The sequence below is a fragment of the Cyclobacterium sp. 10D3-21 genome, from assembly GCF_055809755.1.
Window position 1 is genome coordinate 1,050,195 of record NZ_CM147924.1, and the last position, 13,908, is coordinate 1,064,102.

Sequence of the window (13,908 nt, forward strand, 5' to 3'; positions counted from 1 at the left end):
GTTTTGATGGTCCGCAAAGTTATTAGATTAAGTATCTTAATGTCAGTAATTTTACTGACATTTTCTGCAGCTGTTATGGCTGCTTCAGGTGGTGATGAAGATAAAACGAGCTTCATTATGCATCACATTAAGGATTCTCATGAATGGCATTTTGCCACCGTGGGGCATACTCATGTGACACTATCTCTTCCAGTCATTGTTTATTCTTCTGACAGAGGTGTTGAGTTTTATTCCTCTTCTGCTTTTGTGGATCCGGAAACCCACCATTTTGGGGTGGAGCATAACGGCTACTATATAGATGAGCACGACAAGCTTCAGTCCGTAGATGAAAGTAGATCCTTTATTGATTTAAGTATTACTAAGAACGTGGCCATGCTGATTTTAATATTGGCCGTTACTTTTTATCTTATGCTTTCTGCTTCGAGTTATTATAAGAAGCACCCCAACAAAGCACCAAAAGGTATCGCCTCATTTATCGAACCCATAGTTATTTTTGTGAGGGACGAAATAGCACGCCCAAATATTGGTCCTAAATACAAAAAATTCACTCCCTATCTCTTGACCTTATTCTTCTTTATTTGGATAGGTAACCTAATGGGGCTACTGCCAGGTGCGGCCAACCTTACAGGAAATATAGCGGTGACGGCTACTTTGGCCATGATAACCTTTTTCATCACCAATATTAATGGGAATAAAGAGTATTGGAAGCACATATTTGCTACTCCGGGTGTTCCTAAGGCCATTTTGCCTATTTTGGTTCCAGTTGAAATTTTAGGTGCTTTTATTACCAAGCCAGCCGCCTTGATGGTCCGACTTTTTGTTGCCATTACCGCAGGTCATATTGTTATCCTTAGTTTTATTGGATTGATCTTCGTATTTGAATCCTACGCAGTAGGCGTAGCTTCCACATTGATGATAGTATTCATTAATGTGATCGAATTATTGGTGGCCACGATTCAGGCGTATGTATTTACTTTATTCTCTGCCATGTACATTGGTTCGGCTGTTGCTGAGCATGGACATGAGCATTAATTAGGAATTCTTTGTTCAATTAAATTAAATAAAAAACGAGTATGTTAACTTCATTATTATTGACTGCCGGTTTTGCACTTATGGGTGCTGGTATCGGTGCTGGAATTGTTGCGGTAGGCGCAGGTCTAGGTATTGGTAGAATTGGTGGACAAGCCATGGAAGGTATTGCACGTCAGCCTGAAGCTGCTGGTAAAATCCAGACTGCAATGTTGATCATCGCTGCCCTTATTGAAGTAGTTTCCTTGTTTGCTGTAGTAGTTTGTCTACTTATCGCACTTAACGGAAATCTTACTTTCTAGAAACAGAAGTTGGACCGGCATTAGGCCGGTCCTTTCTTAATTATTGAACAAAACTGATATTTAGCTTAAAAAATTACACGAAATGGATCTGATTACTCCTGATTTAGGTTTGATTATTTGGCAACTGATAGGCTTTGCCATCTTATTTTTCATTTTAGCCAAATTTGCTTGGAAGCCAATTCTTTCTGCGCTTGATGAACGAGAGGATACTATTGAAGCATCTTTAAGTGAAGCTGAAAATGCAAGGCTTGAAATGGAAAATCTTGTTTCTGACAATGAACGTCTTCTCCAGGAAGCCAGAGTTGAAAGAGATGAAATTTTGAGATCAGCAAACGAATTTGCCTCCCAGACAATGGAAATTGCGAAGGAAGAAGCGGCTAAAGCTGGTGCGAAAATGATCGAAGATGCAAAAGCTATAATAGAAACTGAAAAGCAAGCGGCCTTAGCGGACGTCAAAATTCAGGTAGCTGAACTTTCTTTGGATGTAGCCGAAAAACTAATGAGAAAAAACCTCTCAAGTGAAGCTTCGCAAAAAGAACTAGTAGAAGAATTTGTTAAGGATATAAAATTAAACTAACCTACAGGAATGTCAGCATACAGAGTAGCTTCTCGTTACGCAAAATCACTGCTGGAACTGGCAGTAGAGAGAGATGAATTGAAACAAGTACAATTGGATATGACAGCTGTCTTGTCTTTGAGTACTGGAGATTCATCTTTTTTAGACATGGTTAAAAGTCCAGTCATAAGTTCTGAGAAAAAAATAAATATTTTAAAGTCACTGGCTGGGAAAAATGCCTCCGCATTGACGATAAAGTTTTTTGAATTAGTAGGTAAGAAAGGCAGAACAGCATTTCTTCCCGAAATGGCCAGTGCGTTTTTCAGGTTATACAATGAGCACCTTGGGATACAAACTGCAGAAGTGGTAAGTACCATTCAGCTAGATGACGAACTGCGAAATTCTTTTAAGGAAATCGTTAAGGAAGTTTCTGGCAAAGATAAAGTGAACCTCATAGAGAAGATTAATCCCAACCTTATTGGTGGTTTTGTTCTTAGAGTTGGTGACAAACAACTTGATGAATCAATCAAGAGTAAGTTGCAACAATTGCGTCTGGATTTCACCCAGAACTTGTATGAGAAAAAATATTATTAAGAAATTAAGCTGTAATCAATAATACTATACAATAATGGCAGATGTAAGACCTGATGAAGTTTCGGCAATATTGAAAGAGCAACTCTCGGAAGCCAAAACTCAAGCAGAATTGGAAGAAGTGGGTACTGTGCTCCAAGTCGGTGACGGTGTAGCCCGAATTTATGGACTTTCTAAAGTGCAAGCTGGAGAGTTGATCGAATTTGACAATGGTTTAAGAGCCATGGTCCTAAATTTGGAAGAAGACAATGTAGGTGCTGTACTCTTTGGCGAAGCTAAATCCGTAAGAGAAGGCGATACCGTTAAAAGGACCAAAAGGATTGCCTCCATTAAAGTTGGTAATGGTATGTTGGGTAGGGTGGTAAACACCTTGGGAGTTCCTATTGATGGCAAAGGAGAGCTCGGAGGAGATCTTTATGAAATGCCTCTTGAAAGGAAAGCCCCTGGTGTGATTTATCGTCAGCCAGTAACTGAGCCATTACAAACTGGTATCAAATCTATTGATGCTATGATTCCTATTGGTAGAGGACAAAGGGAATTGATCATTGGTGACAGACAAACAGGTAAAACTGCTGTTGCAATCGATACTATCCTTAACCAGAAAGAATTTTACGATAAAGGAGAGCCTGTATTCTGTATATATGTAGCGATAGGCCAAAAAGCTTCTACCGTTGCTAACGTGGTTGCTGCTCTTGAAAAAGGTGGTGCTTTACCATATACGGTCATCGTAAGTGCATCTGCTGCAGATCCTGCACCTATGCAATTCTTCGCCCCATTTACGGGAGCTACAATTGGTGAATTTTTCAGAGATACTGGAAAGCCAGCATTGGTAGTCTATGATGACCTTTCCAAGCAAGCCGTTGCTTACCGTGAGGTTTCCTTGTTGTTAAGAAGACCTCCAGGACGTGAAGCATATCCTGGTGATGTATTTTACCTTCACTCCAGATTGTTAGAAAGAGCTGCGAAGATTAACTCTTCTGATGAGATAGCAAGACAAATGAATGATTTGCCACCATCCTTGGCTCCATTGGTAAAAGGAGGCGGTTCTCTTACTGCTTTGCCTATTATCGAAACCCAAGCTGGTGACGTTTCTGCCTATATTCCTACCAACGTTATTTCAATTACAGACGGACAGATATTTTTGGAAACTAACCTTTTCAATGCTGGTATTCGTCCTGCAATTAACGTGGGTATTTCAGTATCACGTGTTGGTGGTAACGCTCAGATCAAAGCCATGAAAAAAGTGGCAGGTACTTTGAAACTAGATCAGGCAGCTTTCCGTGAATTGGAAGCCTTCTCTAAGTTTGGATCAGATCTTGACCCTACTACGAAGAGAACGATCGAGAGAGGTAGAAGAAACCAGGAAATACTAAAACAAGGACAATATTCTCCTGTAAGAGTAGACCTTCAGGTAGCCATTATCTTTGCTTCTTCTAGAGGTTTATTAGATAGTATCCCTGTAAATAGAGTTAGAGAGTTCGAAAAAGATTTTTATAATCTTATTATTGCTCAATATCCTGAAGCACTTACTGCTATCAATAAGGGAGATCTGGATACTACAGGCAATTTGCTTAAGAAAGCGATTGAGGAGTTAGCTCCTAAATACAAAGCTTAATTAGCACTGGTCTTAAATAGTATATAAGAAGGATATAGAATAATTATGGCGAATCTAAAGGAAGTAAAAGAAAGGATCAATTCGGTAAGCTCTACCCAGCAGATTACCAAAGCCATGAAAATGGTGGCAGCTGCTAAATTGAGAAGGGCACAAGAGAAAATTGTGCAGATGAGACCCTATTCTCAAAAACTGACTTCCATCCTAAATAATATTTCTTCAGGAGCAGAAGGAGTAGCAGATATCGTGTATGCTCAGGAACGTAGTGTAAGCAATTTACTGGTTATTCCTATTACATCCGATAAAGGCTTGTGTGGTGCTTTTAATTCTAATGTGATTAAAGCTACAAATGCAGTTTTCTTAGAAAATCCGGATAAGAAAATCACCGTTATGCCAGTAGGCAAAAAGGCAATGGACTTCTTTAGGAAACAAAATTTCCCAGTGGTTCCTGACTACGCTGGTTTGTTTGAAAAGATTGCTTTCCAACCAATAAAGGAGGCTGCTGAATTTGTAATGGAGTCTTTTGTTGAAGGAGAATTTGATCAGGTGATTCTGGTATACAACCAGTTTAAAAATGTAGCTACTCAAATTGTAGTTAAAGAACAGTTTCTTCCAATATCCAAAATTGAGTCAGAAGGAGAAGAAAACAAGTCTCAACAAGATTATATCGTGGAACCTTCCAGAGATTATATCATTGAGGAGTTAGTGCCTAATTCTTTAAAAATACAATTCTATAAAGCCATTTTGGATAGCAATGCTTCAGAGCATGGTGCCAGAATGACGGCCATGAGTAAGGCTACAGACAATGCTGGTGATCTATTGAAAGATTTAAAACTAGTCTACAATAGAACAAGGCAAGCAGCCATTACCAACGAAATTCTAGAAATCGTTGCTGGTGCAAATGCTTTAGAAGGTAAATAGTAAATAATTAACTTATATTAAAAAACCGGTTGTGAAAACAGCCGGTTTTTTTGGTTTTTGGAGGGGTGGAATCATTTTGCATATTTGCTACTTTTATCGTTAACTTGTTTTAAGTGTAACATCTTTCTTTGTATCTGTTTATTAAGTGGTTATTGATACTTACCTTGGTTTAGATAAACTGAAGAATGCAATATTGCCCTGATAAAACGGCTCGCCTCTTATGCATGTAATTGAAATTGATCAATTTTTAGAAAATAAAAATTCCTTTCCTGTTTTGGATACTCGTTCTCCCGGGGAGTATGTATCAGGTCATATACCAGGCGCGATAAATTTACCATTGTTTAACAATGATCAAAGGGCTATAATTGGCACCATTTACAAAGAAGAAGGTAGAGAGAAGGCAATTAAAGCGGGTCTAAAATTGATCGGTCCAAAACTGGTGGACTTTATTGAAATCGCGGAATCCCTCGGTTCCAAAAAGTTGCTCGTTCATTGTTGGAGAGGAGGTATGCGGTCCTCGAGTCTTGCCTGGCTGCTCGAACTTTATGGTTTTGACATCCATGTTTTAAAAGGAGGGTACAAATCCTATAGAAATTACTTGCTTTCCTTTTTTGAGCAGTCACTGAAACTTAAAATTGTCGCAGGGACAACTGGATCAATGAAAACACGTCTTCTTAAGGAAATGGAAAGTAAAGGGGCACAGGTAGTAGACCTCGAGGGATTGGCGCACCACCAAGGATCCGCCTTTGGCAGTCATATTGAAGAGACCCAGCCTACATCTGAACAATTTCAAAATGATGTCTTGGAAAAATTCCTAGGTTTTTCCCTGGAACAACCCATTTGGTTGGAAGATGAATCTTTCATAATTGGGAAGGCTCATCTCATTGCCCCATTGTACCAACTTATGCAGAAATCTCCGCGGTTTCACTTGGTTGTTCCAAAAGAACAAAGACTTGAAGTATTGGTAAAAGGTTATGGGAGTTTGCCTAAAGACAAATTAATTCAATCCACACATAATATTGCAAAAAAATTGGGGAAGGAAAATTGCGAGCTTGCCATTAATCATATTGAAAATGGAGAGATGAGCCAGGCAGCAGGCATTATTTTAAGTTATTACGACAAAGCTTATGGCAAAGGCTTAATTAAAAAATCCAAGACAATTGTTGAGGAAATCCCCATGAGTTTAGAGAACCTATCGGAGGTAGCTGCTTCCCTTATTAATGTAAAATAAATATATGGAATATCAGGAAATAAAACTTACCAAGTACAGTCATGGCGCAGGCTGTGGATGTAAAATATCTCCAGCAGTTTTAAGTGAAATTCTCCAAAACGATGATTCTGGGAAAGTAAGTTTCCCCAATCTACTGGTTGGAAATGAGGAAAGTGACGATGCAGCAGTAATCAGTTTAGATGGTGAGACAGCCATCGTAAGCACTACAGACTTCTTCATGCCAATAGTGGATGATCCTTTTGACTTTGGCGCCATAGCAGCTACCAATGCCTTAAGTGATATATATGCCATGGGAGCCAAACCCTTAATGGCCATTGCTATTTTGGGCTGGCCCATTTCCAAATTGCCTGCGGCGGTGGCCAGTAGGGTGTTGGAAGGAGGAAGATCAGTATGCCATAAGGCAGGTATCCCATTGGCCGGAGGGCATAGTATAGATGCACCAGAGCCTATCTTTGGTTTGGCGGTGACAGGGAGTATAGCGGTCAACCAGGTTAAAAGAAACAGCACAGCAAAAGTAGGAGACCGTTTGTACCTGACCAAGGCGTTAGGAGTTGGGATGGTAACCACCGCTGAGAAAAAGGAACTGGCAGATAAAGTGGATGTCCTTTTGGCCAAAACATCTATGCTTAAGCTTAATGACATCGGTGCATTGGCAGCAGGCTGGTCAGAAGTTCATGCCATGACGGATGTTACAGGCTTTGGTTTAGGTGGCCATCTAACCGAAATGTGCAAAGGGGCTTCATTTTCGGCGCAACTTGAACTGGATAAAATTCCTTGCTTTGACTTTGTCCAAAAGTATATAGACTTAGAATGTATTCCCGGTGGCACCCACAGAAACTGGGATAGCTACGGTAATGGCATAGCTATAAACTCCAATAGAGAGAAATTAATTTTGGCAGATCCACAAACAAGTGGCGGTTTACTGATGGCTGTGGACCCGAGTAAAGCAGACATGTTTGAAAAGAAAATGAAAGAAGAAGGCTATAGCCTGACTTCCTTTGGTGAAATAATCCCAAAGAAAGAGAAAATCATTTACATAAATTAAAGAATATAATGCTTACACAAGAGCCGTTATTCTTGCCTTATTTTCTAATAAGGTTGTTGATTTCATCCAAAATAACGGCTCTTTTTATGCTCGCTTCCTTCCATGGAAGTCCTTTTTTCATACCCGGGCGTTTATGTCCTATATGATTTAATAGAGCATCTTTTGTGATGGATTGTCTTTCTTTAACGAGCGCGAGGACTTCTAAACCTTGATTCCAACTACTAAAAACCACTTGAGGCTTGTCTTCAGTAAGATTTTTTACCTCCCCAATTCCCAATAGTACGCTTCTAGCCATGATCCAATGACCCAGGTCGGCGGGATGAACGCCATCTTTTGCCAATTCAAAAGAAGGGTCATTTTGTCTTTTGTCTTCTTGGTATTTTCGCATTGGCCAATGTAAATCAATTACCTCCCAGTTTTCAGTATACCGCTGACTTACCAGCCAGGAAGAATAAATGTCCAAAACATTGGCATAAGCGGGGCCTTTTTTCTCGTCATAAACAGGAGGGGTACTGTGTATGATTTTAGCGCCAATGGCCAAGGCTTTTTGATGTAATTTTCTCTGCCCTTGTTTATACGCATCAAATCGTTCCTCGTCAAATGGTAGGTAAATACCATCGTTCATTCCATAATTGGAGAAAATCAGGTCTGGTTTTATTTCATCCAATACCCTATCCAATCTTTCGTGTAGATCAGGTCTTGGGAATTTTCCGCCTGCATGGCCTTCTTCAGAAAGTCCTGAAACCGTCTCGCTAGGCAGGCCTACATTGATAAAATCCCAGTCTTTATCAGGGTGAGATAGCCTAAGGTAGGTCTCAATATAGTCTACATATTGCCCTGAATAAGTGATACTATTGCCGAGAAAAAGAATCTTTTTTACGGAAGGTGGAATATCATAAGTTTCTTGAGCGATAAGGTTTGGGGCCAGCACTCCCCATAGGAGAAATGCGAGTATAGATTTAAGTAGCATTAGACAAAATTTTGTGATCAAATTTAGCCCTTAATATACTTAAAATTAGTTTAATCCGGATTCGAAGACAGGAATTAGTAGCCTTATTAGGCTAACTATTGTCGGGTTTTATAGGTATTGTTAGAGAAAATGGCGCTGTAATAACTGGCTTTTTATTTTACTAATTCTTGGGTTGACGCTTGTGGGTATTTTGGTTAACCCAATAAGAGCTGGGTGATGATTTTTTTAAATAGGTTCTGAATGGGAGGAATAGAATTTCCTGAATTTATACAGGAGCGATTACATTATTGGCTGTATATATTGAGTTCCATTGTGCTTATTCTTTGACTTGCTTTTTAATGAGCCATTCGGATAATTTTGCCAGGTCTTCTTCGATTATTTCCCGTTCCTTTTGATTCTCATTCAGTTTTTTCATCAACTTTTTTAGCTGGTAATCTGGTTTCACAGCCATAATTCTGTAAAAGAAGCTGGCAAATATAAACCCTTCACGTGCTTTCATTAACAATGCCCTTAATTTATATCCGCGGGACAACTGGGAGAGTTTGGTCACTTTTACCAGTCTTAGTGACCTGACAAATGAAACAAATGGTAAGAGAATGATAAGCAGATCTATCCAGTTTTTCTTGATATATGTAAATTCATCATCCGTAATTGCAATCAAAAGGAGAAATTCAAAAGTAAATGCGAGCCAGATAAAGCCCTGAACCAATCCAAGTACCAAAGATAAGTCCGTATTTAAAAAGTTTTCTACTTCGTCATAATACTGCCATTCTATTAACAATACGGGGATAATCAAAAGTGCGATTACTATCATTGGGATAGAAAATTGCTTTTTTAGGTGATTGAAAAGCCCCTCATTGCACTTTGACCAGCCATAATAGGGCAGCCAAATCTTCTCCGGTTCAAGCAGATGTCGTTGCCCAATTGCCATGGGAGGGAAAATCAAAGACAATAACTTTCTGATAAAAGAGCTTTGAGCTATTCTGACTTTGCTTCTATGCGCTAATATTGCAACCAGTAATGCATCCAATAAATACAGTATCCATAATATACCGTAAACAATAGCCAGGCGGGAAATAAAAGCAGAGTACTGCAAATGGCCTTCATCATAAGAGAAGTTATTAATGATAGCCGCTGATATAAATAATAGAATCAGGGAAAGGAGAAATTTTGGCCAAACGATTATTTCCTGGTACCTGCTTAGGGCATTTCCCGCTTTAATCGAAAGGTTTGTTTGTAAGGAATTATCTCTTGTTGATTGAACTTGAAGCAAAAGGGGGTAATCTTTGGAAAGAACACCAATAGGGGATAGTAACTGCGCTCTTTTCAATAGTGCTTCTATTTGAGCCATTACAAACGGATTATCAGACCGGGCAATGGCTGAAATTAAGGCGGCCTTTTTTTCATCAGTTATTTGATTCATAATAGTTGGTTGTCATACAAAGGTAATTGCTTAGGCTTGTAAGCCAAAGATTAAACGCTTAGCAGAGGTCAGTTACGATTTTCTCGCAAGAGAATGACTTGTATTTGCCAATAGCATTTCGCTGATGATGAGAGATAGCCCATAAATGTTTTAGGTTTAATTCATCGTAAGCAATGGGTCCATAAGTAGCTGAAATATTTAAAGTTACAATTAGGTTGGTGGATTTTTTATTATGCACACTTTAAGTGAAAAAATAATGATTCAGAAATCGTAATAACATTGTTTTTGTCAAATAAACTTGGTAAATTTTCGACAAAGACTAATCTATATGAGCAAAGACAAAGGAGAAAAAAAAGACCCAAAAAAGAAAGCAGGCAAAAGCTTGATGGAAAAAAGGGCGGATAAAAGAGCCAAAGAGTTGGATAAGAAACGTAACGGATAGAATTAGCAATTAATTATTAGAACAATGCCCAGGATATTTCTTGGGCATTGTTTGATTAAAATCCATTTATCATGTTTCAAACAAGATTTGCAAAAACTTTAAAGCTATTGTTTTTTTTATTAGTGGTATTGCTAAGTGTTAATTCAGCGGATGCACAAGAGCAAGGCCTAGTAATAGCAACTTTTAATATTCGGTATGACAATCCCAATGACGCACCAAATACCTGGGACAATCGCAAGGTGGCTGTAAGCCAGTTGATTCGTTTTCATTCATTCGATATTTTTGGAATTCAGGAAGGCTTGCACCATCAAGTAAAAGACTTAGAAGGCCTATTGCCAAACTTTGCCTTCGTTGGCACTGGTAGGGATGATGGTAAGGAAAAAGGAGAATATTCAGCTATTTTCTATCAAAAAGAGAAATACAAAGTTGAAGAGACCGCTACCTTTTGGTTGGCACCTGAGACGGATCATCCAAATAAAGGTTGGGATGCAGCATTACCCAGAATTTGCACCTGGGCCAAAATGATAGAAATAGGGACAGGGAGAAATTTTTATGTTTTCAATACCCATTTTGATCATCGTGGCGTAGAAGCAAGGAACAAAAGTGCCGCACTGATACTTGACAAGATCAAAACCATTAATTCCCAAAACTTGCCTGTGTTTTTAATGGGAGATTTTAATGTTGACCAAACTACCGAGGCATATCGATTGCTTAAAAATGCGCCTGGTATGAAAGATACCTTTGAAGCAGCTGATTTCGTTTATGCAAATAATGGAAGCACCAATGGTTTTGATCTGACAAATAGCCATGACAGAATAATCGATCATGTTTTCGTCAGTGAATCACTTAAGGTTGAAAAATACGGCTTACTTACAGATACTTACCACAACCGTTTTCCCTCGGATCACTTTCCCGTAATGGCAGTGATCACTTGGTGATTCCTGCTTATTTGGCCCTTGGCCCTCTGGTATAAATCAAAGCCTGGCAATAGGGGGGCTGAAACCTCATGCTGTTGGAATAATCTCCGTTCAATAGAATCACCGAATTCACAATGCTTTTCATGAAATCATTGTGAATTCGATGACATAATCCAAGGTTCTAACCGCTTACGGATAAGACTTAGGAAATAGGGTTGATTTTTAATAAACTGCTTACTGTTTTTGAGGCAATAGGAATCTTTAATCAAAAACTTGGTACAATTTAGAATTTACGTGTATAGCTTGTAGTAATCAATTTTAAACCTGATATGAATTTATCCAACAAAGACACTCGAAGAAGTTTTATAAAAACCTCAGGAATGGCCACTCTTGGCTTTATGGGGCTTTACCAATTTATTAACCCGGGAAAAGTACTTGGGAATCCATTGATGCCTACCACGCTCGGATACGGTCCATTAAAAAAGGATCCGGCAGGGATATTAAACTTGCCTGAAGGTTTCACCTATAAAATGCTTACTAAAAAAGGAGATAAGATGGACGATGGGTTCTATTTACCTGGAGCCTCGGATGGAATGGGTGCTTTTCAAGGGAAAAATGGCAGGACAATAGTTGTTCGTAACCATGAACTTAGCCCGGATTCATTGGAAAATTCTGGCTTTGGAAAAAACAATGAATTGCTGGGCAAGATTGCTTCCAAGGACTTTTATGATTTCGGTAAAGGATTATTGCCTGGTCTTGGTGGTACTTCTACGTTTATATACAATGAAAATACTGGTGAATTGGAAAAGCAGTTCATCAGCTTGGCCGGAACTGTGAGGAACTGTGCGGGTGGCATTACCCCTTGGGGGAGTTGGCTGACCTGTGAGGAAAGTACTTTGCAAAAGGGAGGATATGAAGGGCGTTTAGAAAAAGACCACGGCTATGTATTTGAGGTACCAGCCACTGAGGAAATTAAAAGAGCAAAACCACTACCTATCAAAGCAATGGGTAGATTTAATCATGAGGCAGTAGCAGTCGACCCCGCCTCGGGTGTTGTGTACCTTACAGAGGACAGGGGAGATAGTATTTTTTACAGATATTTGCCGAATAGTCCAGGTAAACTACACAAAGGAGGAAAATTACAAGCACTGGTAATATTGGGAGAAAAAAGTAGAGATACCAGAAACTGGGAGGACAGCGAAGGACCAGAGTTCCCATTGATGAAAAGCCATAAAGTAACCTGGATAGATATCGAAAACGTAGAAAGTCCGGAGGATGACTTGAGATTTCAAGGCTTTGATAAAGGCGCAGCGGTTTTCGCCAGAGGAGAAGGCATTTGGTATGGTGACAAGGAAGTTTATTTTGCATGTACCAATGGTGGAAAGATCGGCGCTGGACAGGTGTTTCGTTATACTCCAAGTGTGGATGAAGGCAAACCTGAAGAAAAAAATAACCCTGGAGAGCTGACCCTTTTTGTTGAGTCAGTTGACAGGGAAATATTAAAAAATTGTGACAACCTGGCCGTGGCTCCTTGGGGAGATGTGATCTTATGTGAGGACCACAAGCATCCATTCCTGGTAGGGGTAAACCCAAAAGGGGAGTTGTATCATCTTGCTGAGAATGTAGGTTTTGAATCTGAAATGGCGGGTGGTGTGTTTTCACCTTCCGGTAAAACCTACTTTGTGAATATCCAGGGTCCTGGAATTACCGTTGCAATTACAGGGCCTTGGAAAACTTAAAAAGTTAACCATTTGGATTTAGAATTCCCCTTTTTCAGTATGGTCTGAGGATGGGGGATTGTTTCAAATCCAGGATTATTATACCTTTACGAGTTAAAATTGCAAAATGGAGAGATAGTATTGATTAACAGACTTATGACGCTATTTAGTAATTATTAGAAAGTAGATGACATTTATCGATTTGAATTGTTTAGTACATCGTTTTAATAGGTTGAATCCTGATACAACACTGAAAAATCCCACACTTATGTGGTCACTTTTCTCTTTTTTACTGCTCAGTTCATAATAGTTTTGTTATTCATTAAAACATAATCTATATTTGCCACTCAAAATTAAAAATGATGGCCACTCAAAAGACCAAAAAAGGGAAACCAGCTCCTGATACATCGAATGAACTTCTAGAGAATCCTGAAGCAATCGCTGACCGCCTTGGAAGAGGTGAGACTTTCTTAAAGGAAAACACCAAATTAGTAGGTGGGATCATTGGATTGGGGATATTACTCATTGTAGGAATTGTTGGATTTCAAATACATAAAGCCAATCAGAACAAGAAGGCTCAAGGTGAAATGTTTCAAGCAGTATACTATTTCGAACAGGATAGTGTAGACTTTGCACTCAATGGAGACGGTGTTGAACCTGGCTTCCTTGAAATCATTGATGAATATGGCGGAACGGATGCGTCTAATTTATCTAATTTTTATGCCGGATCTATTTACCTTTCAAAGGGTGAATTTCAGTCTGCTGTAGATCATTTGAAAAAGTTTTCTTCATCTGACTTTTTGGTTCAGCCACATGCTTATGCGCTCACTGGAGATGCTTATTTGGAACTTGGCCAATTGGACGAAGCAATAAGTTATTATAAAGATGCTGCAGGTTACAAACCTAATGAGTTTTTCACCCCTAAGTATTTGACCAAACTTGCCATCGCTTATGAAGAGGCTGGTGAATTGAATCAAGCAATAGCTACTTATGATGAAATAGAAACGAAGTATTCTGATGCCTATGAATACAGTGAGGCGCGAAAGCAAAAAGCCCGCCTTGAAGGTCTGGCTTCTTCTAATTGATATGAATTTAATCATTGATACTAAAGAGTAAGACCCAAAAGGTTTTACTCTTTTTTTGTGAATTAA

The 13,908-nt window shown here is 39.1% G+C and carries 14 protein-coding genes; 11 read left to right on the forward strand and 3 right to left on the reverse strand.

The genetic code is table 11. From position 1 onward, the window contains the following. Nucleotides 1–6: 6 nt before the first annotated feature. From atpB to selD, 8 genes are all read left to right on the forward strand, one after another. On the forward strand, nt 7–1,032 hold the full coding sequence (gene atpB, locus AC0L7T_RS04410) for a F0F1 ATP synthase subunit A (protein WP_473341263.1): 1,026 nt from the start codon (nt 7–9) through the stop codon (nt 1,030–1,032). 41 nt (nt 1,033–1,073) lie between these two features. After that, nucleotides 1,074–1,331, forward strand: coding sequence for an ATP synthase F0 subunit C (gene atpE / locus AC0L7T_RS04415; protein ID WP_473341264.1), 258 nt, complete (start codon nt 1,074–1,076; stop codon nt 1,329–1,331). A gap of 82 nt (nt 1,332–1,413) precedes the next feature. Further along, a complete protein-coding gene (locus AC0L7T_RS04420; RefSeq protein WP_473341265.1) occupies nt 1,414–1,908 on the forward strand; it encodes a F0F1 ATP synthase subunit B in 495 nt (164 codons plus the stop codon). A gap of 9 nt (nt 1,909–1,917) precedes the next feature. Then, a complete protein-coding gene (gene atpH, locus AC0L7T_RS04425; protein WP_473341266.1) occupies nt 1,918–2,481 on the forward strand; it encodes an ATP synthase F1 subunit delta in 564 nt (187 codons plus the stop codon). 34 nt (nt 2,482–2,515) lie between these two features. After that, nucleotides 2,516–4,093, forward strand: a complete 1,578-nt coding sequence (gene atpA, locus AC0L7T_RS04430; RefSeq protein ID WP_473341267.1) for a F0F1 ATP synthase subunit alpha — start codon at nt 2,516–2,518, stop codon at nt 4,091–4,093. 45 nt (nt 4,094–4,138) lie between these two features. Beyond that, the gene (gene atpG / locus AC0L7T_RS04435; protein ID WP_473341268.1) at nt 4,139–5,011 is read left to right on the forward strand and encodes an ATP synthase F1 subunit gamma; all 873 of its coding nucleotides are present in this window, start codon (nt 4,139–4,141) and stop codon (nt 5,009–5,011) included. Between the two features lie 220 nt (nt 5,012–5,231). Beyond that, nucleotides 5,232–6,242: a tRNA 2-selenouridine(34) synthase MnmH gene (gene mnmH, locus AC0L7T_RS04440; RefSeq protein ID WP_473341269.1), complete on the forward strand. Its 1,011-nt coding sequence runs from the start codon at nt 5,232–5,234 to the stop codon at nt 6,240–6,242. 4 nt (nt 6,243–6,246) lie between these two features. Beyond that, complete coding sequence (gene selD / locus AC0L7T_RS04445; protein ID WP_473341270.1) at nt 6,247–7,287, forward strand: selenide, water dikinase SelD; 1,041 nt, start codon at nt 6,247–6,249, stop codon at nt 7,285–7,287. A 37-nt stretch (nt 7,288–7,324) separates the two neighbouring features. On the opposite strand, the gene AC0L7T_RS04450 is transcribed toward selD, so the two are convergent. The 3 genes from AC0L7T_RS04450 to AC0L7T_RS04460 all read right to left on the reverse strand — a co-directional run bounded on the left by AC0L7T_RS04450 (nt 7,325) and on the right by AC0L7T_RS04460 (nt 9,918). Continuing rightward, complete coding sequence (locus tag AC0L7T_RS04450) at nt 7,325–8,257, reverse strand: SGNH/GDSL hydrolase family protein (protein ID WP_473341271.1); 933 nt, start codon at nt 8,255–8,257, stop codon at nt 7,325–7,327. A gap of 316 nt (nt 8,258–8,573) precedes the next feature. Then, complete coding sequence (locus tag AC0L7T_RS04455) at nt 8,574–9,680, reverse strand: hypothetical protein (protein ID WP_473341272.1); 1,107 nt, start codon at nt 9,678–9,680, stop codon at nt 8,574–8,576. Nucleotides 9,681–9,738: 58 nt separating this feature from the next. After that, entirely contained in the window at nt 9,739–9,918 is a 180-nt protein-coding gene (locus tag AC0L7T_RS04460) for a hypothetical protein (RefSeq protein WP_473341273.1), read from the reverse strand. A 275-nt stretch (nt 9,919–10,193) separates the two neighbouring features. Between AC0L7T_RS04460 and AC0L7T_RS04465 the strand changes: the two genes are divergently transcribed. The 3 genes from AC0L7T_RS04465 to AC0L7T_RS04475 all read left to right on the forward strand — a co-directional run bounded on the left by AC0L7T_RS04465 (nt 10,194) and on the right by AC0L7T_RS04475 (nt 13,842). After that, nucleotides 10,194–11,060 (forward strand): endonuclease/exonuclease/phosphatase family protein, encoded by an 867-nt coding sequence (locus AC0L7T_RS04465; protein ID WP_473341274.1) that lies wholly within the window; start codon nt 10,194–10,196, stop codon nt 11,058–11,060. Between the two features lie 308 nt (nt 11,061–11,368). After that, nucleotides 11,369–12,778: an alkaline phosphatase PhoX gene (locus AC0L7T_RS04470; protein ID WP_473341275.1), complete on the forward strand. Its 1,410-nt coding sequence runs from the start codon at nt 11,369–11,371 to the stop codon at nt 12,776–12,778. Nucleotides 12,779–13,119: 341 nt separating this feature from the next. After that, nucleotides 13,120–13,842, forward strand: a complete 723-nt coding sequence (locus AC0L7T_RS04475) for a tetratricopeptide repeat protein (protein WP_473343353.1) — start codon at nt 13,120–13,122, stop codon at nt 13,840–13,842. Nucleotides 13,843–13,908 lie beyond the last annotated feature (66 nt).